19 protein-coding genes are annotated in these 22,422 nt (G+C 66.3%); 9 read left to right on the top strand and 10 right to left on the bottom strand.

What is annotated here, in order from left to right; translation table 11 throughout:
- Window positions 1-221: 221 nt before the first annotated feature.
- The gene (locus tag CFB45_RS37315) at window positions 222-1,178 is read right to left on the bottom strand and encodes a LysR family transcriptional regulator (protein WP_089430060.1); all 957 of its coding nucleotides are present in this window, start codon (window positions 1,176-1,178) and stop codon (window positions 222-224) included.
- 102 nt (window positions 1,179-1,280) lie between these two features.
- On the opposite strand from CFB45_RS37315, the gene CFB45_RS37310 reads away from it, so the two are divergent.
- From CFB45_RS37310 to CFB45_RS37295, 4 genes are all read left to right on the top strand, one after another.
- Entirely contained in the window at window positions 1,281-2,405 is a 1,125-nt protein-coding gene (locus tag CFB45_RS37310) for an aryl-sulfate sulfotransferase (protein ID WP_089430059.1), read from the top strand.
- Window positions 2,406-2,463: 58 nt separating this feature from the next.
- Entirely contained in the window at window positions 2,464-3,819 is a 1,356-nt protein-coding gene (locus CFB45_RS37305; protein ID WP_089430058.1) for a uracil-xanthine permease family protein, read from the top strand.
- 285 nt (window positions 3,820-4,104) lie between these two features.
- On the top strand, window positions 4,105-4,617 hold the full coding sequence (locus tag CFB45_RS37300; protein ID WP_089430057.1) for a DUF2165 family protein: 513 nt from the start codon (window positions 4,105-4,107) through the stop codon (window positions 4,615-4,617).
- An 81-nt stretch (window positions 4,618-4,698) separates the two neighbouring features.
- The gene (locus tag CFB45_RS37295) at window positions 4,699-5,637 is read left to right on the top strand and encodes a tyrosine-type recombinase/integrase (protein ID WP_089430056.1); all 939 of its coding nucleotides are present in this window, start codon (window positions 4,699-4,701) and stop codon (window positions 5,635-5,637) included.
- Window positions 5,638-5,657: 20 nt separating this feature from the next.
- Here the strand turns inward: CFB45_RS37295 and CFB45_RS37290 are convergent, their stop codons facing one another.
- From CFB45_RS37290 to CFB45_RS37275, 4 genes are all read right to left on the bottom strand, one after another.
- Window positions 5,658-6,137, bottom strand: a complete 480-nt coding sequence (locus CFB45_RS37290) for an RES family NAD+ phosphorylase (RefSeq protein ID WP_089430055.1) — start codon at window positions 6,135-6,137, stop codon at window positions 5,658-5,660.
- A complete protein-coding gene (gene parS, locus CFB45_RS37285; RefSeq protein WP_089430054.1) occupies window positions 6,134-6,589 on the bottom strand; it encodes a type II RES/Xre toxin-antitoxin system antitoxin in 456 nt (151 codons plus the stop codon). Before parS ends, CFB45_RS37290 begins: the two co-directional genes overlap by 4 nt.
- A 361-nt stretch (window positions 6,590-6,950) precedes the next feature.
- Window positions 6,951-7,154, bottom strand: a complete 204-nt coding sequence (locus CFB45_RS37280) for a DUF1289 domain-containing protein (RefSeq protein ID WP_089430053.1) — start codon at window positions 7,152-7,154, stop codon at window positions 6,951-6,953.
- Window positions 7,155-7,545: 391 nt separating this feature from the next.
- Window positions 7,546-8,187: an HD domain-containing protein gene (locus tag CFB45_RS37275; RefSeq protein WP_089430052.1), complete on the bottom strand. Its 642-nt coding sequence runs from the start codon at window positions 8,185-8,187 to the stop codon at window positions 7,546-7,548.
- Between the two features lie 215 nt (window positions 8,188-8,402).
- Between CFB45_RS37275 and CFB45_RS37270 the strand changes: the two genes are divergently transcribed.
- The 3 genes from CFB45_RS37270 to CFB45_RS37260 all read left to right on the top strand — a co-directional run bounded on the left by CFB45_RS37270 (window position 8,403) and on the right by CFB45_RS37260 (window position 11,060).
- The gene (locus CFB45_RS37270; protein ID WP_089430051.1) at window positions 8,403-9,368 is read left to right on the top strand and encodes a GlxA family transcriptional regulator; all 966 of its coding nucleotides are present in this window, start codon (window positions 8,403-8,405) and stop codon (window positions 9,366-9,368) included.
- A 319-nt stretch (window positions 9,369-9,687) separates the two neighbouring features.
- A complete protein-coding gene (locus CFB45_RS37265) occupies window positions 9,688-9,999 on the top strand; it encodes a DUF4148 domain-containing protein (RefSeq protein ID WP_226208183.1) in 312 nt (103 codons plus the stop codon).
- Between the two features lie 347 nt (window positions 10,000-10,346).
- Window positions 10,347-11,060: a dienelactone hydrolase family protein gene (locus CFB45_RS37260; protein WP_089430049.1), complete on the top strand. Its 714-nt coding sequence runs from the start codon at window positions 10,347-10,349 to the stop codon at window positions 11,058-11,060.
- Between the two features lie 142 nt (window positions 11,061-11,202).
- Here the strand turns inward: CFB45_RS37260 and CFB45_RS37255 are convergent, their stop codons facing one another.
- From CFB45_RS37255 to CFB45_RS37240, 4 genes are all read right to left on the bottom strand, one after another.
- Window positions 11,203-12,735, bottom strand: a complete 1,533-nt coding sequence (locus CFB45_RS37255) for an efflux transporter outer membrane subunit (protein ID WP_089430048.1) — start codon at window positions 12,733-12,735, stop codon at window positions 11,203-11,205.
- A 2-nt stretch (window positions 12,736-12,737) separates the two neighbouring features.
- Window positions 12,738-15,929, bottom strand: a complete 3,192-nt coding sequence (locus CFB45_RS37250) for an efflux RND transporter permease subunit (protein WP_089430047.1) — start codon at window positions 15,927-15,929, stop codon at window positions 12,738-12,740.
- Window positions 15,930-15,944: 15 nt separating this feature from the next.
- Window positions 15,945-17,201 carry an efflux RND transporter periplasmic adaptor subunit gene (locus CFB45_RS37245; RefSeq protein WP_089430046.1) on the bottom strand — a complete coding sequence of 419 codons (1,257 nt, stop codon included), beginning with the start codon at window positions 17,199-17,201 and terminating at the stop codon, window positions 15,945-15,947.
- Between the two features lie 230 nt (window positions 17,202-17,431).
- Window positions 17,432-18,316, bottom strand: a complete 885-nt coding sequence (locus CFB45_RS37240; RefSeq protein ID WP_089430045.1) for a LysR family transcriptional regulator — start codon at window positions 18,314-18,316, stop codon at window positions 17,432-17,434.
- Between the two features lie 596 nt (window positions 18,317-18,912).
- Between CFB45_RS37240 and CFB45_RS37235 the strand changes: the two genes are divergently transcribed.
- Window positions 18,913-19,893 carry an AraC family transcriptional regulator gene (locus CFB45_RS37235; RefSeq protein ID WP_089430044.1) on the top strand — a complete coding sequence of 327 codons (981 nt, stop codon included), beginning with the start codon at window positions 18,913-18,915 and terminating at the stop codon, window positions 19,891-19,893.
- 9 nt (window positions 19,894-19,902) lie between these two features.
- Here the strand turns inward: CFB45_RS37235 and CFB45_RS37230 are convergent, their stop codons facing one another.
- Window positions 19,903-20,850, bottom strand: a complete 948-nt coding sequence (locus CFB45_RS37230) for a LysR family transcriptional regulator (protein ID WP_179255151.1) — start codon at window positions 20,848-20,850, stop codon at window positions 19,903-19,905.
- A 159-nt stretch (window positions 20,851-21,009) separates the two neighbouring features.
- On the opposite strand from CFB45_RS37230, the gene CFB45_RS37225 reads away from it, so the two are divergent.
- A complete protein-coding gene (locus tag CFB45_RS37225; protein ID WP_373452706.1) occupies window positions 21,010-22,341 on the top strand; it encodes an MFS transporter in 1,332 nt (443 codons plus the stop codon).
- Window positions 22,342-22,422 lie beyond the last annotated feature (81 nt).

Below are 22,422 nucleotides of genomic sequence, written 5' to 3'. Positions count from 1 at the left end.
TCTGCCGATGTTCTCGTAGGTCGTTGCGATGGACATCACACTGCCTGCGACCCCCTCGGTGCGCCGGCAACGCGTTCGATAGTCCCATGAACGAATTTTTTTCCGCAATAAGGGATTGGCGTAGCGCGGCCGGATGTTATGTACGCAACGTCACCGATTTCGCACGCGGGTTCGCGTGCTGCACTGCATCGCAATGCGATGCGCCCACGCGGCCGATGGCGTTACTTTGCTGCCCGTCGGCGCTTGCCGGCTGCGCCGCCGGCGCGCGCGAATCCGCTCTCCATCGTTTCGATCGCCTCGGAGAAGAAATCGAGAAACATCGCCATCGCGACGGTCGCGCTCATGTCGGCCCGCTGATAGATGCAGCTGAACGAACGCGCCCCCGCATCGGCAAGCGGCGTCCACGCGAGCCGGCCGGCGGCCACGTCGTCCGCGACGTTCTCGGCGATCAGGAAGCCGACACCCGCACCTTCGGCCGCGAGGCGCCGCACCATCGGCACCGAGCCCGTCTCGATCAGCGGCCGCACGTTGCGCGGCTGCCGCGCATCGATCTGGTCGAACATCGCGCGCAGCTCCGTGTCGGGCGTCATCAGGATCAGCGGATGCGCGAAACAGTCGCGCAGCCGCACCTTGCCGCCGGACGCCGCGAGCGGATGGCCGGGCGCCGTGACGACACCCAGCGGCTGAGCGAACGCGCGCACCTCGACGACGCCCGCCGCCGTGCGCCGGCGCAACGCATAGCCGATGTCGGCCTCGCCTGTCTCGACCCAGCGCACGATGCTCTCGCCGTTTCCCGAACGCACGCTGTACGTGACGCCCGGATAGCGCTGCATCGCAGCGAGGATCGCGTCGGGCACGAGCCTTTCCGCGGTCGACGCGGGTACCGCCAGGTTCACGTGCCCGCGACGCAGCGCACGCAGGTCCTCGACCTGCGTGAGCGCGTTGTCGAAGTCGCGCTGGCCGCGCCGCACGGCCGCGATCACGATCTCGCCGGCGAGCGTCAACTGCATGCCGCGCGGCAGCCGGTCGAACAGCGGCACGCCGACCTGATCCTCGAGATTGCGGATCTGCTGGTGCACCGCCGCAGCGGTCAGGTGCAGCGCGTCGGCCGCCTTGCGAATCGAGCCGCGCCTCGCGACCTCGTCGAAACAGCGGAATGTCTGCGATATCGAACGCATGCAAGGTCCGTTAGATTTTTCCGAACAGGCCGTCAAGAATAATCCAATTTTACTGACCGTCCGGATCGTCTAGATTCCGCTGCATCCCCGCATCCGATTCGAATGGAGACCGCAGTGACAACCGTCGACCAGATTACCCAGCGCCGCCGTGGCGTCGGCCTCATCGCCCACGATCCCGCCCTGTCCGCGGGTGGCTATACGCTCATCGCGCCGCAGACGGCCGACGGCAACGTCTATCTCGTCGGCATCGACGGCGAAGTCGTCCATCAGTGGAAGATGCCCGTGCGCCCCGGCCGCCATGCGGTGATCCTCCCAAATGGCAACCTCGGCTACAACGGCAACCATCCGCAATCCGAATCGCGCTATGCGCCGTGGTCGATGTGGCATGGCGGCGACTTCTACGAAGTCACGCCGCAAGGCGAAACCGTATGGCGCTACGAGGATCCCGCGCACCATCACGATGCGCAGTGGCTGCCGAACGGCAACCTGCTCTATGCCGCGTGCGAACCGGTCGACGCCGCGTTCGCGCGGCGCGTGCCCGGCGGCACGCCGCACGGCGACGACGAAGTGATGTATGCGGACGTGATCCGCGAAGTGAACCGGGCCGGGCAGATCGTCTGGGAATGGCATGCGCGCGACCATCTGCGGCCCGAGGATTTCCCGATCGCGACCGGTTTCGGGCGCTATCACTGGCCGCTCGTCAACGGCCTCGCGGTCGATGCGAACGGCCGCGTGCTGATGAGCCTGCGCACGACGTCGGGCATCATCGGCGTGAATCGCGAAACCGGCCGCGTCGACCTGCGGATCGGGCCCGACGTCGTGTCGCACCAGCATGCGCCGGTGCCGCTTCCGAACGGCAACATCCTTGCGTTCGACAACGGCAATTTCCGCCACGGCGCGCACGTCGTGTTCTCGCGCGTCGTCGAGATCGATCCGGCGACGCAGCGCGTCGTGTGGTCGTATGCGGATGACGTCGTGAACCTGTTCTACACGCCGTTCATGGGCAACGCGCAACGCTTGCCGAACGGCAACACGCACGTCACCGAATCGTCGACGGGCCGGCTGTTCGAAGTGACGCCCGCCGGCGAGGTCGTCTGGGAATACGTGATTCCGTGGTTCGCCGAATACCCGGACGAAGCCGCGCGCAAGACCGGCCCCGGGCAGCTCAACAGCGTATTCCAGACGTTCCGCTACAGCGCCGCGCAACTGCCCTGGCTGCGGGCCTGACCGTTCGTTCACCGCCGGTTTCCGGCGCTCGTCGCCGTTCGCTTCGAAGGGGCCTGCCGTGTCGCACGATCCGATCTCAACACCCATCGACGCACGGCTGCCCGCCTGGCAGCTCGCGCTGTTCGGGCTGCAGCACGTGCTGTCGATGGCCGCGTCCCCGATCACGGCCGTGTTCCTGATCGCAAAAGTGCTCGCGCTGCCGGCGGACCTGACGGTCCAGCTGATCGGCGCGACGTTCTTCGCGTGCGGGATCGGCACGCTGGTCCAATCGCTCGGCGTCGGCGCGATCGGCGCACGCATGCCGTTCGTGATGGTGCCCGGCGGTGCACCGACGATGCTGTTCGCCGGCATCGCCGCGCAATCGGGCCTGCCGACGGCGGCCGGCTCGGCGTTGCTCGCCAGCGCGTTCTACTGGGTGCTGTTGCCCGTCTTCACGCGCTGTCTGCGGCTCTTTCCGCGCATCGTCGTCGGCGCGATGCTGCTGCTCGTGTCGGTCAACCTGATCCGGATCTACGCGGTGATCGTCGTCGGCCAGCCCGGTTCGGCCGACTTTGCCCAGCCGCGCGCGCTCGGTCTCGCGCTGGCGACGATCGTCGCCACCGTCGTCGTGGCCGGTACGTTTCGCGGCACGCTCGGGCGTCTCGCGGTGCTGATCGGCCTGACGGCCGGTGCGACGCTCGGCTGGGCGCTCGATGCGATGCCGGTGCTCGCCGACGTGTGGCACGGCCCGCTGTTCACTCATCCGGTGTGGCTGCCGTTCGGGATGCCGCGCTTCGACGTGCTGGCCGCGCTGCCGCTGCTGATCTTCACGGCGATCTCGATGGCCGAGGCCACCGCGCAGACGGTCGCCGTCGGTGAAACGTGCGGCAAGGCGATCTCGCTGTCGCGCGACGTGCCGAAGACGATACGCGGCGACGCGCTGGCGTCGCTGGCCGGCGCGCTGTTCGGCACGCCGTTGATCGTGACCAGCGCCGAAAATATCGGTGTCGTGCAGACGACCGGCGTGCGCTCGCGCTACGTGACGGCCGCCGCCGGCGCGATCCTGATCGTCATCGCGCTGTTCGCGCCGCTCGCGCGGCTCGCCTATGCGGTTCCGGCCGCCGTGGTCGGTGGCACCGCGCTGGTCGTGTTCGCAATGATCGGCGTGATGGGCATCCGGCTGCTCGCCAGCGTCGACCTGCACGCGCGCGCCAACCAGTACACGCTCGCGGCCGCGCTCGTCGTCGGCCTTGCGCCGATCCTGGTGCCGAACCTGTATCGCCATTTCGGCTCGCCGGTGCAGATCGTGCTCGGCAACGGCATGGCGGCCGGCACGCTCGCGGCCATTGCAACGCAACTGGCGTTCGCTGCGCTGGCGCGACTGAACGGACAGGCGGGAACGGCAGCGGCAACTGCGCCTTCGCGCGACGCCTGACGGCGACGGCCGGCAGCGCGACACGCGCGCAAGCCCCGCTTGACGACTCCCGTCGTTCGACCGACAATCGCCGCTCCCTCCTGGCGCGGGCACTCGATCCAGCCGGCGTGTGCGTCTCCTCGACGCCGCCCCGGCTTCAGGTTTTCCAGTCCCGATCTCCGCGCCGCCGTGCCACGCACGCAAACCACCGGCCCCGCCGGACACGCTCACGCAGGTATCGCTCCGAACGCTGGCTGATCGCCGCGCGGTCGCGCTTTCGCCTGCCCATTCATTTCGGAGTCCATTATGATGGTTCGTCTTTCCAAGGCAGCCATGGTGCTTGCCATGGCCTTTTTCGCGTCGCTCGTCGCGTTCGGCAACATCACCGACTACGCGACGAATTTCGCGTTCGTGCATCACGTGTTCCTGATGGACACGACGTTCCCCGGCAACGGGATCATGTATCGCGCGATCGGCACGACGTGGGTTCATCACGCCGGCTATGTCGGCATCATCTCGATGGAAACGCTGACGGCCGTGCTGTGCTGGATCGGCGGTGTCCGCCTGCTGCGCGCGCGACGCGCCGGCGATACGGCATTCCGCGCGGCCAAGGCGTATGCGATCGCCGGCCTGACGCTCGGCTTCCTCACGTGGCAGGTCGCCTTCATGTCGGTCGGCGGCGAGTGGTTCGGCATGTGGATGTCGAAGCAATGGAACGGCGTGCCGGACGCGTTCCGCTTCTTCATCACGCTGCTGCTCGTGCTGGTCTACCTGACGATGAACAACGACGGCATCGACGACACGCATACCGCGCACTGACACGTCGCTTGCATCGGGCCGGGCGGCCAACAGGACATCGGGACGGTTGCCGGCGTGACCGCGTCCGGCTATAAATCGTGCATGGACACGAATCGCTGGATTCACGACCCCGTCGGCGCCTTTCGCGCGTGGCAGGAAACCGCCGCGACCGGCGCCGATCGCCGGCCGTTCGCGCCGCGATCGGTCGTGCAGCACGTCGCGATGTTCGAACGGTTCCTGCGTTACCTGACCGAACGACGCGTGTCGCTGGCCACGTTCGGACCCGACCACGTCGCGGCCTTCCTGGCGGAACTCGATCGCACCTGCGCGCCCGGCACGTCGACCCGCGTGCGCTACGCGAAGCTGATCGACCGGCTGGGCCGGCATCTGGTCGACGCCGGCGTGCGCACGATCCATCCGGGCGGCCGGACGACGCGCGATTTCGCATGGCCGGACGGCGAACCCGAGCCGTGCTATCTGCCGCCCGATGTCGACGCGGCGCTGCAGCGCCACGTGCAGCCGCGGGCAAACGACACGCCCACCGACTGCCGGAATCGCGCGATCGTCGCGCTGCTGCTGGCGAGCGGCATCACGTCGGCCGAGATACGGGCGACGACCTGCGACGCGCCCGATCTCGACGCACAGCCGCCTGCGCTCGCCGTGCCGCGCGATCGGGCGCGGCCGGCGCGCCGAATCACGCTCGCCGAATTTGCGCTGGCGCCGCTCGCCGCATGGCGGGTGCGCTCGGCAGACATGCCGGCATCCGCGTTGCTGTTTCCCGCGCCGCGCGGCGGTGGCGCGATGAACGACATGTTCTTGCTGCTCGTGGTGCGCGACGCGCTGACCGCGATCGGTTTCCACGCGGCGGACATGAGCCCGCGCGTGCTGCGCAACACGTATGCGCGCCGCCAGTTGCTTGCAGGCCACGCGCATGCCGACGTCAGTGCGATGCTCGGTCTCGTCAGCACGCGAACGGTCACGCGCATCCGGCAGACGCTGCCGCCCGATGCGGCCGCGGACCGCGCCGCGCACGAGCGCTGATCCGGCCCGCGCTCGGCGCCCTATTCGCCCGACGGCGACTGGATCAGCCGCAGAATCCGTGTGTCGTACGGCGAATGCATGACTTCGGCGATACGGACCTCGGAAGCGGCCGGATGCAGCGGATTCAGCAGGAAGTTGTGCGCGTGCGGCACGACGACGCTCGGCACGCGCAGCAGCGCGCTCGGCTGCGTATGCAGCCACTCGGTGCCGGCGCTGCGGGTCCAGTCGACGTTGGTTCGCCAGTCCTCCGGCGCGTCGCCCTCCGCGATTTCGGCGATATCGACCGAATCGGCCACCTCGATGCGAAGCAACTGGTATCCGCTCGGCAATTGCGCGACCGTGGCGATTTCGAAATGAACGAGCGTCTCGAGCAGGGCGAGCGCCGGATGCTCGGCGAGATACACGACGGGCTGCCCGGCAAAATGCCAGCGCCCGCCGGCGCGCAACCCGCCGATCCCTTTCAGGTCGGCGAAATTGCTGATCCGCCACAGTGTCGTCAAGCGAAGTACCCCTCGTCGATCTGCGTGAGGGCTTCCTCAACGAGCCGCGCGCCATGCTCGGTGCTCGCCATGTCGAGCGACGTGCGGCCGCCGAAGCGCTGAAGCCCGTTGCGCAGCCACGCCATCGCCTTCTCCTGGTCGCCGAACGTGGCGGTCGCCTGTGCGACGATGCGCGCGAGACGGATCGCCTTGTCGGATTCCTCCTGCGACAGGCGTTCGTGCGCCTGGCGACGATGGCTCAGCGTGCGACGCGGAATGATGAAGGCCAGCTCGTCGGATTTCAGCCCGCGCTCGGACAGACGGTCGATCACCGAGACGTCGATGCGGGCGCTCGCCAGCTCGGCAAGATCGGCCCCCGATCGGACACGGATCGCCAGCAGCTGTTCGAGAATCGTGAATTCGGCCTGACGCGGATGCGCGACGCCCGAAGGATGGAAAGCAATGGTGCTCATGACCTCTCCCGGCAATTTGCCCAATCATTATAGGCGTTTTGCCGAAAACCTGCGGACGCGGATGAGGGGCGCGCCTGTGGTGCTCGCCGGGGTGCCTGCGAAGGCGCGGACGTGCCCCATCTACCTGGAGGCAAGCTTCTGTGGCCGCGAATCGAAGATTCGCCCGGGGGATGGGATGCAATTATTCAGTATATAAAGTCCAGCCAAACGTCGTACGGTTGTCACGTAACAACTTTTTAACTGATTTCATTTTCTCCGATTTCGCAGGCTCATCCTTCCGGACAAGGTCGAGTGGTTCGATCAGGACAAGGAGATGTTCTTCAAGCGTGCCCCCGTCACCCGGAACGCCGCTTCTGGCGATTCACCGTCCGTCGCGATGGAATCGCATCGCCGTGCACTCGTGACGGATACGTTCCCATATCGCGCGTTTCTCGTCATCGTTCATGAACACCCAGTGCGAGACCTCGTCGGCCGTTCGGCCGCATCCCTTGCAGACATCGTCGAACAATGTCGAGCACACGCCGACACAGGGGCTGTCGGGTAAGTCGTGAAGTGTGGAAGCCATTGGAACGCTCGTATCGGTTGAAAATCCGGCAGCGTTACGATCACGCTCCCATACACGGGTACCTTTCCGCCCGCGACGCTGCCGATGCCACAACACGAATCCGCGCCGCTTGCCTCGACGACGCCGCCAGCCGAACCTGTGTCGTCGCGATGCCCGCGCCATGAGGATCACTGCGCGATCGCGCCAGGCGTCCGACAACGGTGCGGGGCCGCCCGGGCCGGCTGTCCGAATGATGGTCTTATCGCCGGACGATACCGCGCTCACGGGTGCCCAGGTTCGATCGCGCAGTTGCCATATACAGTCGCACTACCTAGTCATTCAGGAACCGCGATTCACTTTTCGCGCACGACCTCCGCTCAATATCCGGGATCGTGCGCCACACCGCGAGCAATCAGCCAACCCACGCGGACGACCGGATCACGCTGCAGAAATTGCCTGCGTGGAAATGCGGATCCTTGTCTGCGAGCACGTCGGCCTTCACGTTGCCGAACGTCGTGTCAGGCTTGTGCTTGATCCCGTCGTAGAACGCCTGAATGATGTCTTCCTTGAAGTGCGGCGTACGCGGATGCGCACGAACGACGGCCTCGCGCTCCACATCGCTGTATTCCGGATAGGTCAGGCCCAGCACATCCATCTCGACGCCCGCGGTAACGAGCGCGATCACCGGATGCATGTGCTGCGGGATGCCCGGCGTGGTATGCAACGCGATCGAGGTCCACACGACGTCGATATCCTGCTGCGAAATGCCCTTGCCCTTCAGGAAATCGCGTGCGGCATTGGCGCCGTCCACCTCGAAACGCTCGCAGGCGCTGCTGTGTTTGTGCGTGAGCCCCATGTCGTGGAACATGCAGCCGCAGTAGAGCAGCTCGGGATCGTATTTCAGCCCGCGCCGCTGGCCCGCAAGCGCCGCGAAATAGAACACCCTGCTGGAATGATGGAACAGCAACGGAGACGCGGTATCGCGAACGAGCTCGGTGATCTCGCGCGTCAATTGGCTATCGGGAATGGTGATGCCTGCAACGTTCTCAGTCATGATCGACCTCCATTGAAAACACCCTCGATTCTCCGGCGTCCGATAGTTGTCTCCAATAGACGTGTTACGTCAGATCCTGCCATTTTGCGCGACGGACGGACACGGCGCCCGCGCAGCGGGAAGAACACCGGAAACAGGCCCCGTCTGCGCGCATCGTGCGCCACTGGCGCCTCTATACTGCTACCCGTCACGTTCGACACACCACACCATCGATCATGCCGAAGGTCGTAGGAATTTTCGCCGTTCCGGGCGTTCAACTGCTCGATGTCTCCGCACCGCTCGACGTCTTCGCGCAAGCGAACGCCGAATGCGGGAAGCCGTTCTATACATTGCGGATCATTGCAAGCGAGTCCGGTCCGATCCGCAGTTCGTCAGGTGCGCAGTTACTGCCCGACTGGATCGTTCCCGACATTCCTGAGCGCATCGACACGCTGCTGGTCGCCGGCGCGCCGAGCGCCGGCCGGATCGCACTGCGCACCGACGTCCTCGCGTGGCTGCGAGCGGCGGCCGTGCAGAGCAAGCGCTACGGCTCGATCTGCACCGGCGCGTTCATCCTCGCGGCCACCGGCCTGCTGAAAGGTCGTCACCTGACCACGCACTGGGCTGCGGCCGATGCGCTTGCCGAAGCGTATCCATCGCTCGCCGTCGACGCGGACGCACTGTACGTGCGCGACGGCAAGCTGCGCACCGGCGCCGGCGTCACGGCCGGGCTCGATCTCGCGCTCGCGCTGGTCGAGGAAGATCTCGGCCGCGAGATCGCGCGGCGCGTCGCCGCACAACTGGTCATGTTCTTCAAGCGCCCGGGCGGGCAACTCCAGTTCAGCCGCAAGGGCGAGGCGCGCCCTGCCGGACGTTCGGTACTGCAGGAGGTCCAGCGCTGGATCGCCGCGAATCCGGAACTCGAGCATTCGGTGGCGGAAATGGCCAAGCGTGCGGGCATGAGCCCGCGCCACTTCGCACGCCTGTTCCGCGCGGAAGTCGGCATGACGCCGGCTGCATGGGTCGAGGCGACCCGCATTTCGGCCGCCCGCCACTTGCTCGAGAACGGTCACGACACGCCGAAACAGGTCGCCGCGAAATGCGGCTTCGCGAATGTCGATACGCTCAGGCGGTCGTTCACCCGGCACGTCGGAATCACACCTGCCGAATACCGGAAACGGCAGGCGGTCCTGGTCGAGTGACGCGGCCGTGTGCCAGAAATACGGCAAGAACGATCTAGACAGCCTCACTCACATACTTCGGAATGCGATTTAACTGATCGCTTTTTGGCCCCGACCGATCGACGGCATCGCCGCACTCATGGCTCCGTCCGCAGTCCCTATCCAGCACCGGACAGCCTCGCAATCATCAGATGAAATGCCCGCCGCCCCGGATCGTTTACCCAGTTGCAATAATTATTCGCTGGAACGCGTATTCCCGACCGGTAACGCGATCGCTACGATGCAATCAACCGCTGAACGCAACAAGCGAAGCGCGAAATCAATGAAACCGGAGGTCATCATGAAGTCGTTCATCTACGCTGTCGTCGCCGCAACCGCCCTGTCCGCCTCGTACGGCGCATTGGCACAATCGAATCCGTCGGGCCAGCTGACGCGTGCCCAGGTGCGCGCGGAACTCGTCCAGCTCGAACAGGCCGGCTACAAGCCCGAAGTCTCCGATCAGTATTACCCGCGCGCGCTGCAGACCGCCCAGGCCCGCGTGACGAACGCCGATGAAACCGGCTACGGCGCGCAAGCCTCCGCTGGCGTACGCGCCGGCCGCGCGATCGCAGTCAAGCAGGATGGCCGCGACTCCGTGTATTTCGGCCAGTAAGCCGGACACGCGACCGCGTATTCCGATACGCGCGCAGCAAACGAAACACCCCGCTCTGAACTGCACCCCAAAAGTTGGATTTTGATCCAACCTTTGGGGTGTTTGTTTTCCGGTCGTCCGCGCCCGGAACGGATTGCGCGCCCCGATCGATGCGGTCTCGCGAGTCGTGTGCCGCGCGGCTCCGTTCACGACGGCAGCCGGTGTTTGCGCATAGAATGGCCGCGTGGTCGGTGCCGGCCAAAACGAACGCGAGCGGAACCACGACGCCCGGCTTGCCCGATCGTCGCCGCGCCCGCAGGCCGGCCCCGATGCCGCACTCATCGCATTTTTCGAAAAGGAGCGGTTTCATGTCTCAAACATCCGGTTCCATGATCACGTTTCGACGCCCGGACGGCCAGGAACTGCAGGGCTATCTCGCCACGCCGGCCAAGACCGAAGGCGCGCCCGCGGTCGTCGTCATCCAGGAATGGTGGGGGCTGAACGACCAGATCCGTGGCGTCGCGGATCGCCTCGCGCGCTGCGGCTACTTCGCGCTCGTGCCCGACCTGTATCGCGGCAAGTCGACGGTCGAGGAAGAGGAAGCGCACCACCTGATGACCGGGCTCGATTTCGGCGACGCGGCTTCGCAGGACATTCCGGGCGCCGTGACGCATCTGAAGACGCTCGCCTCGCGTGTCGCGGTGACCGGTTACTGCATGGGCGGCGCACTCACGCTGCTGTCGCTGCAGTTCGCCGATGCGGACGCGGGCGTCACGTGGTACGGCCTCCCGCCGCTCGACTACCTCGATCCGGCGAAGCTCAAGGTGCCGCTGATGGGCCACTGGGGCACGCAGGATGCGTTCTTTGCGATCGACCAGGTCGATGCACTCGAGAAGAAGCTGACCGATGCGAAGGTCAATGTCGAATTCCATCGCTATCTCGCGCATCACGCATTCGCGAACGAAACGGCTGTCGGCCCCGGCCGTATCGCCGGCACGCAGTTCGATCCGGTGTGGTCGCAAATGGCGTGGGATCGCACGCTGACGTTCTTCGGCCGCACGCTTTGGGAAAAACAGGGTTAAACGTAACGCCGTTTCAGGCGCGAGCGGCTACGTAAACTGCGCAAAAAGAAACGCCACGGATTTTCATCCGTGGCGTTTTTGTTTTCGCGTCGGGCAGCCTCCGCGAACAGGGGCAATGGCTCGCCCCTGCCCTTGGTCTTGCTTACCCGTTCGTCGCCGTTGCCGACGCAGGCGCCGGAGCGGCCGCCTTGTCGTAGTCGACCGGTGCATCCGGCGCGCGCGGCGTTTCGCCGGCCCGCTCGATCCACCCTCCGCCCAGCGAACGGTACAGGTTGACCAGGTTGGTCCAGCGTGCCAGACGCGCATTGATCAGCGACTGCTGCGCGCTGTACAGGTCCGTTTGCGCAGTCAGCACCGACAGGTAGCTGTCGACACCGTTCTTGTAACGCAGGTCCGACAGGTCGAAACGTCGCTGCTGCGCGTGCTCGTTGCGCTCGAGCGCCGCGATCTGCTGGTCGTACGTGCCGCGTGCGGCCAACCCGTCCGCCACGTCGCGGAACGCCGACTGGATCGCCTTCTCGTAGTTCGCGATCTCGATGCGCTTTTGCACGTGCGCAAGATCGAGGTTCGCGATGTTCGCGCCGCCTTCGAAGATCGGCAACGCGATGCTCGGCGCGAACGACCACGCCGCCGTGCCGGCCTTGAACAGGCCGCCGAGCGTCGGGCTCGCGGTGCCGAACGCGCCCGTCAGCGAGATCTTCGGGAAGAACGCCGCGCGTGCCGCGCCGATGTTCGCGTTCGCCGCCAGCAGCGACTGCTCGGCCTGCATCACGTCGGGACGACGCGTCAGCAGGTCGGACGGCAGGCCGGCCGGCACGTCCGTCAGCAGGTTCTGCGCGTCGAGCGGCATGCCCGCCGGCAGATCGTCCGGCAGCGGCTCGCCGATCAGCAGCACCAGCGCGTTCAACGCCTGTGCACGTGCCCGTGCTTGCGCCTGCTGGTTCGACAGCGCCTGCTCGACCACTGTCTGCGCCTGACGCAGCTCGAGCTCGGAGCCCGTGCCGTTGTCGAACTGCAGCTTCGTCAGGTTGTACGAGTCCTGCGCCGTCTTCAGCGTGTTCTCCGTGACCTTCAGCAGATCGTCGGTCGACAGCAGCGTCAGGTACTGGTCAGCCACCTGCGACACCAGCGAGATCTCCGACGCCTGCCGCGCATACGCGGTCGACAGGTACTGCGCGAGCGCCTGGTCCTTCAGGCTCTGCACGCGGCCGAACAGGTCGAGTTCCCACGACGCCGACAGGCCGACGTTGTAGGTCGTCGTGATGTTGCGGCCCGGCGCCACCGACAGCGCATTCGGCAGGCGCTGACGATTACCGGTACCCGTCGCATCGAGCGTCGGGAACAACCCCGCGCGCGTGATCTGGTACTGCGCGCGCGCCGCCTCGATGTTCAGCACCGACACGCGCAGGTCACGGTTGTTCTTCAGCGCGATCTCGATCAGCCGCTGCAGGCGCGGATCGACGAAGAACTCGCGCCAGCCGATGGCGGTTGCAGCTTGCCCGTTCGCGCTGCGCGCGCCGGCCGCACCCGGCTGCGTCGCGTAGACGCCACCGGCCGGGTACGCCTGCGCGACGGGTGCATCAGGCCGCTTGTAATGCGGCGCCATCGTGCAGCCCGTGGCGAACAACGCGGCAGCCAGGGCGGCCACGGTCGTAGTCAAAGCGTGTTTTTGCATCGTTACTGCCCCTTCGAATCGTGTGCGTCGTCGTGACCGCGCTGCAGGTCGCCCTGCACGAGACGCCATGCGTCGTCGACGTTTTCCGTCTCGCCGCTGAAGATCGCGCGAACCCGCACGAAGAACATCGGGATCATGAAGATCGCGAGGAACGTCGCCGTGATCATCCCTCCGATCACGCCCGTACCGATTGCGTGCTGGCTCGCCGAGCCCGCGCCGTTGCTGATCGCAAGCGGCAGCACGCCGAGCATGAACGCGAGCGACGTCATCAGGATCGGACGCAGCCGCAGGCGCGCCGCCTCGATCGCCGCGCGCACCGGCCCCATGTTTCCGCCGGCCTGCAACTCGCGCGCGAACTCGACGATCAGGATCGCGTTCTTCGCGGACAGGCCCACGGTCGTCAGCAGGCCGACCTGGAAGAACACGTCGTTCTCGAGACCGCGCAGCATCGTCGCGAGCAGCGCGCCGACCACGCCGAGCGGCACCACCATGATCACCGAGAACGGAATCGACCAGCTTTCATACAGCGCCGCGAGACACAGGAACACGACGAGGATCGAGATCGCGTACAGGATCGGCGCCTGCGAACCGGACTGGATTTCCTGGAACGACAGGCCCGTCCAGGAGTAGCCGATACCTTCCGGCAGCTTGCTCGCGAGCGCTTCCATCGCCGCCATCGCCTGCCCGGTCGACTTGCCTTGCGCGGCCTGCCCCTGGATCTCGATCGACGACACGCCGTTGTAGCGTTCGAGCTTCGGCGAACCGTAGCTCCAGTGGCCGGTCGCGAACGCGCTGAACGGCACCATGCCGCCCGCGCTGTTGCGCACGTACCAGATGTTCATGTCTTCCGGCGTCATCCGGAACGGCGCGTCCGACTGCACGTACACCTTCTTGATCCGGCCATCCGTATCCAGGAAGTTGTTCACGTACTGCGACGCCCACGCGATCGAGAACGTCTGGTCGATCGCGGCAGCCGTCACGCCGAGCGCATTCGCCTTCTCGCGGTCGATGTCGACCTTGTACTGCGGCGTATCGTTCAGGCCGTTCGGGCGCACGAGTGCCAGCGCAGGATCCTTCGCGGCCATCCCGAGCAACTGCCCGCGCGCGGCCATCAGCGCTTCGTGGCCGAGACCGGCGTTGTCCGTCAGCTCGAAGTCGAAGCCGGCAGCGGTGCCGAGCTCGGGAATCGACGGCGGGTTGAACGGGATCACCATCGCGTCCTTGTACTGCGCGTAGTGCGCGAACGTCCGGCCGATCAGCGCCTGCACCTTCTGGTTCGAACGCTGGCGATGCTCGTACGGTTTCAGCTTCACGAACACGAGACCGGCGTTCTGGCCGCGGCCTGCAAAGCTGAAGCCGTTGACCGTGAACACCGAGTCGACCACATCCTTCTCGGTGGTGGTCAGGTACGTGTTGATGTTGTCGAGCGTCTTGCCGGTCGTTTCCTGCGTGGAGCCCGACGGCGTCTGCACGATCATGAACATGTAGCCCTGGTCTTCATCCGGCAGGAACGACTTCGGCAGGCGCACGAACATCACGCCGACCGCGATGAACACGGCCAGGTAGATCACGAGCCAGCGGCCCGAGCGCCGGATCACGTGGTTCACGCCGCTCGTGTAGCGATCGCGACTGCGGTCGAACGTCCGGTTGAACCAGCCGAAGAAGCCCTTCTTCTCTTCGTGATGCCCTTGCGGGATCGGCTTGAGGATCGTCGCACACAGTGCCGGCGTCAGAATCAACGCGACGAGTACCGACAGCACCATCGCCGACACGATCGTCAGCGAGAACTGACGATAGATCGCGCCGACCGACCCGCCGGAGAATGCCACCGGCACGAACACCGCCGACAGCACGAGCGCCACGCCGACGAGTGCGCCGGTGATCTGGCCCATTGCCTTGCGGGTCGCCTCCTTCGGTGACAAGCCCTCCTCCGCCATCACGCGCTCGACGTTCTCGACCACCACGATCGCATCGTCCACCAGCAGGCCGATCGCAAGCACGAGGCCGAACATCGACAGCGTGTTGATCGAGAAGCCGGCGACGCCCATGATCGCGAACGTGCCGAGCAGCACGACCGGCACCGCGATCGTCGGGATGATCGTCGCCCGCAGGTTCTGCAGGAACAGGTACATCACGAGGAACACGAGCACGATACCTTCGAGCAGCGTCTTGACCACTTCCTCGATCGACAGGCGCACGAACGGCGTCGTGTCGTACGGATAGTGGACGACGAGACCGTGCGGGAAGTACTTCGACAGCTCCTGGACCTTGGCCCGCAGCGCGGTGGCAGTCGCCAGCGCGTTCGCGCCAGTCGCGAGCTGGATGCCGAGGCCGGCCGTCGGCTGCCCCATGTACTTCGTGTCGAACGTGTAGTTCTCGGAGCCGAGCGCCGCGCGGCCGACGTCCTTCAGGCGCACCTGCGAACCGTCCTGGTTGACCTTCAGCAGGATGTTGCCGAACTGCTCGGGCGTGCGCAGCAGCGTCGATTCGGTGATCGTCGCCTGCAGCATCGTGCCCGGCTTCGCCGGCGTGCCGCCGATCTGGCCGCCCGCGATCTGCACGTTCTGCTGCGTGATCGCAGCCGACACGTCGGTCGGCGTGAGGCTGTAGTTGGTCAGCTTGACCGGGTCGAGCCAGATGCGCATCGAGAACTGCGAACCGAGCAGCAGCGTCTGGCCGACGCCGTTCACGCGGCTGAGCGGATCGAGCACGTGCGACGCCACGTAGTTCGTCAGGTCCTCCTTCGACATGCTGCCGTCGTCGGAGTTGAACGCGAACCACATCAGCCAGTTGCTGCTCGACTTCGTGACCTGCATGCCGAGCTGCTGCACGACCTGCGGCAGGTTCGGCGTCGCGAGCGACAGCTTGTTCTGCACCTGCACCTGCGCGACGTCCGGATTCGTGCCCGGCGAGAAGGTCAGCGTGATCGTCGCGTTGCCCGAGTCATCGCTCGTCGACGACATGTACAGGAAGTTGTCGAGACCGCTCATCTGCTGCTCGATCACCTGCGTCACCGTGTCTTCCACCGTCTTCGCGGAAGCGCCCGGATAGTTCGCCTGGATCTGGATCGTCGGCGGTGCGATCGTCGGATACTGCGCGATCGGCATCTTGAAGATCGATGCGACGCCGGCCAGCATCAGCACGATCGCGATCACCCACGCAAAGATCGGGCGATCGATAAAGAACTTGGCCATGAAACGGACTCCTTGTTATTGCGCGGACGACGCAGCGGTCGAACCCGCGGCAGCATGGGCGACGGTGCTCGCCGGCGCGGCGCCGGACACATTCGCGGCGCTTGCCGGTGTGCCGGACGCAGCGTCCGGCGCCGGTGCGAGCTGGGCCGCGACGGTCTTCACGGTCGCACCCGGGCGCACCTTGTCGACGCCCTGCACGATCACGTGATCGCCCGCTTGCAGACCGCCTTCGACGATCCAGTTCGGGCCGTACGTGCCGGCCGTCGTCAACGGACGTGTCTCGACCTTGTTGGCCGCGTTCACGACCAGTGCGATCGCCTGGCCCTTCTGGTCATGCGTGACGCCGATCTGCGGCACCAGGAACGCGTTCTCGTTCACGCCTTCCTCGATCCGCGCGCGCACGAACATGCCCGGCAGCAGCACGCGGCCCGGATTCGGGAAGATCGCGCGAATCGTCACCGAGCCGGTGGTCTGGTCGACCGTCACGTCCGAGAACTGCAGCTTGCCGGCTTCCGAATAGGTCTTGCCGTCTTCCAGGATCAGCGACACCTTCGCCGCGCCCGGGCCGCTCGTTTTCAGCTTGCCGCTCTGCACGTCCTGGCGCAGCTTCAGCCCGTCGAGGCTCGACTGCGTGAGGTCGACGTACACCGGATCGAGCTGCTGCACCGTCGACATCAGCGTCGCCTGGCTCGCCTGCACATACGCGCCCGGCGTCACCTGCGAGATACCGACTCGGCCTGAAACCGGCGAGACGACATCGGTATAGCCAAGGTTGATCTGCGCGGTATCGACCGCCGCCTTGCCGGCCGCGACGTCCGCCGCGGCCTGTCCCTGCGTGGCCACCGCGTTGTCGTAGTCCTGCTTGCTGACCGCGTTCGCGGCCACCAGCACCTTGTAGCGTGCGACCAGCGCGTTCTGCGTGACGAGGTTCGCCTGTGCCCGCGCGAGCGTCGCCTTCGCGCTGTTCAGCGCGGCGACGTACGGCGCCGGGTCGATCTTGTACAGACGCTGGCCGGCCTTGACGTCGGTGCCTTCGGTGAATTCACGACGCAGCACGATGCCGTCGACCCGCGCGCGGACCTGCGCGACGAGGAATGCGCTGGTGCGGCCCGGCAGTTCGGTTACCGCCGGCACGGCCTGCGGTTGGACGGTGACGACGCCGACTTCCGGCGTTTGCGGCGGCGGTGCCGATTCTTTTTTTCCGCACGCGGCCAGGAAAACGGCAGCTGTTGCAGCAGTGATTAAGCGGTATGGAACCCGTTCGACGCGCATGGAGCGACCTCTCGCAAATAGACGACCTTCAATGGGAATCACCAGATCTCCTCGTGACCTGCACGCGCGGCCGGAATGCTGTCGCTTCCTGTTTGCCGCGAATGAGGTCACGTATTTCGGGCGTGCGTTGCGCCCTGCGGAGCGTTCGTTCGTCGAACTGCTTCCGTGGAAAAAAACCATGAGCCCGCTGCCCTGGCGGGCGGGCATAGCCGCGGCTATCAACCGGGCCGCTAGCTCGCCGGCTGGAACGCGGCGCCGGCGAATTCGATGAATGCCCGTGCAGCGGCCGGCAGATGCGCGGTGCGCGCATGCGCGAGCTTCAGCGTGACGGGCGCGAGCGGGCGAATCGGCGCGACGCGCACCAGCGTGCCGGCCACCAGATCCGCGTCGACGAGATACGCGGGCAGCACCGCGGCGCCCATGCCGGCCACAGCCAGTCGCCGTGCCATCTCGAGATGGCCGACACCCAAACTGCCGCCGGGCGCCGTGTCGGGTCGAAACGCGGCCGCATCGTCATCGCCGGTCGCCGGCAGATCGAGCCGCACGGCCGTGATGTCCGGCCAGTCGCCCGACGCAACCGCGCCGCCATGCGCGTCGACATAAGTCGGCGCCGCGACGCGCACGGATTCGTAGGCGGCCAGCGTGTGCAGCGCATGCGCACCTGTCACCGGCATGCCGTCGGTCAGAAACGCGACATCGATGTCTTCGGATGTCAGGTCGACATGGGCATCGGTCAGCGTGACGGTCGGCCGCACGTCCGGAAACCGGTTGACGAAACGATCGAGCAATGCGCTCAACTGGCTGAGCCCGAACGCGACCGGCGCGGCAATGCGCAACGCGCCTTCCGGCTTGCTGCCCATCGCGACGAAACGACCGTCGATCTCGTCGATCGCACCGAGAATCCGCTCGACGCGCGCGAGGTACAGCTCGCCGATTTCCGTCAGCGACTGGTGGCAGGTGCTGCGTTGAAGCAGGCGTGCGCCAAGGCGCGTCTCGAGCGCATCGACCAGCCGGCTCGCCATCGCCGTCGACACGCGCAGCCGGGTCGCCGCCCGGCGAAAGCCGCCTTCCCTTGCCACCGTCACGAATGCCCGAATCGATTGAAGTTGGTCCATTTGTCCGGATTCCCCTGCGCGGTCGACTGCCTTGACGCGCACCTCCGTCGCCGCATCGCGACCGACATGCAACGGCCCGGCCAATGCGGCTGCACCGACGCCAGCCACGCCGGGTCGGTCGGCACGCTCGCGCCAGACGCGAGCCGGAATGCAACGGACGCAAGCCGGCCTCGACTGGCCCGATGCATGACTATTCGAATAGCAGTCCTGAGTCTTTTCCAGTGGTTCGCTGCGGCAATGCCGGCGGCATCCACCGGCCATGCGACGGTCATACCCGCATCGCCGGAATGCACTGGATCACGTTTGTTTCAGCAGGTGCAATGGTATGAAAACGGCCGGAAAATGGCTTGCCCGATCCTGCGATTGTTTTGCCTTAATTTCCGAATTTGTGCGCTGCACACCGCGCAGTGACCAGCGATGCGGCCACCCGCCATGCAGATCCGGATGATCGGGCTAATTTCCCACAGGTTTAGGCAATCACGTGCACGCGACTCGCCGTACGATGTGACCGCCGTGCCGGCACCCCTGCCGGGACACCAACAGGGAATCGCAGCCGCGCACCTTGCACTGACCACTCCGCCATCCACTCACGCACCATGGAAATCGACGCCCGAACGCCGCCGCTTCAGCGCATCACGCCCGATCACGACCCTCGGTTGCCGGCGCGGTCGCCCACGGCCCGGCTCGCCGCGCTGATCGCCGCTTATGCACCGCACGACGGCACGTTCGAGCTCCCGGTACGTGGCATGCGCATCGGGCGTGCGTCCGCGTCGCCACCGCCCTGGAACCATGGCGTGCACCACGCGTGCCTGAGCATCGTCGGGCAAGGTGCGAAATCGACGCGGGTCGGCGACGACACCTACGTGACCGACGAATCGCGGATGATGGTCGCGACAGCGGACCTGCCCGTCACCGGCCGCGTGATACGCGCGAACCCGGCCGAGCCGTTCCTTTACGTGCAACTCGATCTCGACCCGGACCGCATCGCGGCACTCACGCCGCGCGTGTTTCCGCACGGGCTGCCGAAAGCCGCCGACTACAGCGCGCTCGACACGCACGATACGCCGCCTGAAATCGTCGACGCCGTCGTGCGCCTGATGCAATTGATCGCGCACCCCGACGACATCGACCTGCTCGCGCCGCTGATCGTCGACGAAATCCTCATCCGGCTGCTGCGGGGCCCGTCGGGTGCGCGCGTCGCGCAGGTCGGCCAGGCCGATTCGACGACGCAGCGCATCTCGCGCGCCGTCGCCTGGATACGCGACCACTACCTCGACCCGATGACGGTCGAATCGCTTGCGCGGCAGGTGGACATGAGCCCGTCGACCTTCCATTACCACTTCCGTGCGGTCACGTCGATGAGCCCGTTGCAATGCCAGAAGGTGTTGCGGCTGCAGGAGGCACGCCGCCTGATGTGCCTGTCGGCGATGGATGCGCGGCAGGCGTGCCGCAGTGTCGGCTATGTGAGCGCGTCGCAGTTCAGCCGCGAATACGCGCGCCTGTTCGGCGATGCGCCGGGCCGCGATGTGCTGAAGCTGCGCGACGAAGCGGTGCCGTTGTCGCGCGTCGCGCCGTAGGCCGGCATCTCACGCACGCGGCGCACGCGAGCGCGTGCCGCGTTTCTTCCCGCCGGCATTCGCACGCTCGGCCTGCACGGCTTCATCGATGCAGCGGACGAAGTACTCGGCCGACGACGTGAGCACCGCGCTGTCGCGGAACAACAGATAGAGGTTGCGCGCGGGCGGCTGCCCGACGAGATCGAGCGTCTTCAGCGTATCGGACGCATCTTCGCTGCGCAGTGCGAGCTGCGTCCACGCCGTCACCACGTCGCTGTTGACGGCCAGTGCGTAGAACAGCGTCTGCGACGCGCAGCGCGTCACGCGGCGCGGCACCGGCAGGCCGGCCTGCGCGAACAGCTCCGCGAGAAACGCGCGGAATTCGGCGGATGGCCCCGTATGCAGCCATTCCGCATCCTGCAGATCGGCCAGCGAAGTCGCGCCGGCCAGCTTGCCCTTGCGGCTCACCGCGAACCACATCGGAAACGTGTCGAGGTGCTCGCAGCGCACGGACGTGAAGTCCTGCGCATCCGCCCCCGCACCGAGCGCGAAATCGAGCGCGCCGTTCTTCAACTGCTCGACCAGCTGCGACGGGCTGCCCTCGACGAATTCGAGCTGGACGTCGGGCATCGCGCGGCGAAAGCGGTTGTACGCAGCCGGCAGCACCGTGATGCCCGCCAGCGGTGTCATCCCGATCGCGAGCCGGCCCTGCCGGTTCTCGCGCAACTGCGCCATTTCCTCCTCGGTGCGCGCAACCTCGTTGACGACCAGTTCGGCCCGCTGCAACATCGCGCGCCCCGCATCGGTCAGCGTCACGCCCGACGAACTGCGTGCGACCAGCATCAGCCCGAGTTCGTCCTCGAGATCGCGCAGCGAACGCGTGACGGCCGGTTGCGTGAGGTGCAGGGTGCGCGCGGCTTCATGGATGCTGCCCGAGCGGGCAACGGCCACGAGCGCGCGGAGCTGGTGGAGTTTCATGCGACGAATGGAACGGGGCAGACGAAAGGCATCAGGGAATAAACAAATGTTATCAGGATAAAAATTTGCGCGTATCGCGATGTTTTGCCCGGTTTTAACATGCGGCCAGCTCTCGCAGGATGCCTGACGATCCATGCGGCGCTCACGATACCGATACCCATGGAGACAACCCCGATGCAAGACGCCGCCACGCCGCTCATCGACGCGCCGCCAGCCCCGCGCCGCCGCTCGGCGCAGACCCGGACGATCATCGCCACCTCGGCCGGCAACGCGCTCGAGATGTTCGACTTCACCGTGTTCAGCTACTTCGCCGCGCTGATCGGCAAGACCTTCTTTCCGGTCGATTCGGGCGCCGGCCCGCTCCTGCTCGCGATGGCGACGTTCGGCGTCGGCTTCGTGATGCGCCCGCTCGGTGGCGTGCTGATCGGCAACTACGCCGATCGCGCGGGCCGGCGCGCGGCGCTGACGCTGACGATCCAGCTGATGATCGCGGGCACCGCGCTGATCGCGCTGACGCCGTCCTATGCACGCATCGGCGTCATCGCGCCGGTGCTGGTCGTGATCGGCCGGCTGCTGCAGGGCCTGTCGGCCGGCGGTGAAATCGGTGCGTCGACCACGTTCCTGATGGAATCGGGCCCGCTGTCCGGCCGCGGCTTCATGGTGAGCTGGCAAATGATCAGCCAGGGCGTCGCGGCGCTGCTCGGTGCGCTCAGCGGTGCGCTGCTGTCGGCCGTGCTGTCGGCGGACGCGCTCGAAAGCTGGGGCTGGCGCGTGCCGTTCCTGCTCGGCCTGCTGCTCGGCCCGGTCGGCTTCTACATCCGCCGGCATCTGGACGAAACGCATGTGTCGACGCGTGACGCCGACGGCAGTGCGGTGCGCGAAGTGTTCACGCGCTACCTCGGCCGCGTCGTGCTCGGCACGCTGATGATCATCGGCGGCACGTCGACGCTCTACATCTTCGTGTTCTACATGCCGGCCTATGCGGTACGCACGCTTCACCTGCCGATGGCGACGTCGCTGCTGGCGGGCTGCGCGTCGGGGCTGGCGATGATCGTCGCCGCGCTCGTGTCGGGCCTGTGGATCATCGATCGCCTGCCGCGCCGCAAGCCGCTGATCGCCGTCACGTGGCTGCTGTCGCTCGCGTGCGTGTATCCCGCCTTCCGGCTGCTGATCGCCGCGCCGTCGGCGGGGCTGATGGTCGCGATCGTCACTGTCGTGATGGCCTTCGCCACTGCGGGCAGTTCCGCATTCCTGCTGCTGATCATGGAGGCGTTCCCGCCGCGCGTGCGCGCCACCGCGCTCGCGACGATCTACAGCTTCGGCGTGACGATCTTCGGCGGCTTCGCGCAGTTCAACGTCACGTGGCTGCTGCATCGCACCGGCGACCCGATGTCGCCCGCGTGGTACGTGCTCGCGTGCGGCGCCGTCAGCATGATCGCGCTGTGGCGCTTCCGCGAACGCCCGGCCGATTCGCATCACGACGGCCGCTGAGCGGCGCACCGCTTCATTCACGGCGACGCCGGACCCCGGCCGCGCCCCCTCAATCAGACAACAGAATCCGCGACGTCGACG

This window comes from Burkholderia sp. HI2500 (assembly GCF_002223055.1).
Classification (GTDB): domain Bacteria; phylum Pseudomonadota; class Gammaproteobacteria; order Burkholderiales; family Burkholderiaceae; genus Burkholderia.
Note: the sequence above shows the minus strand (reverse complement) of the source record. Positions and strands in the feature narration are given on the sequence as shown.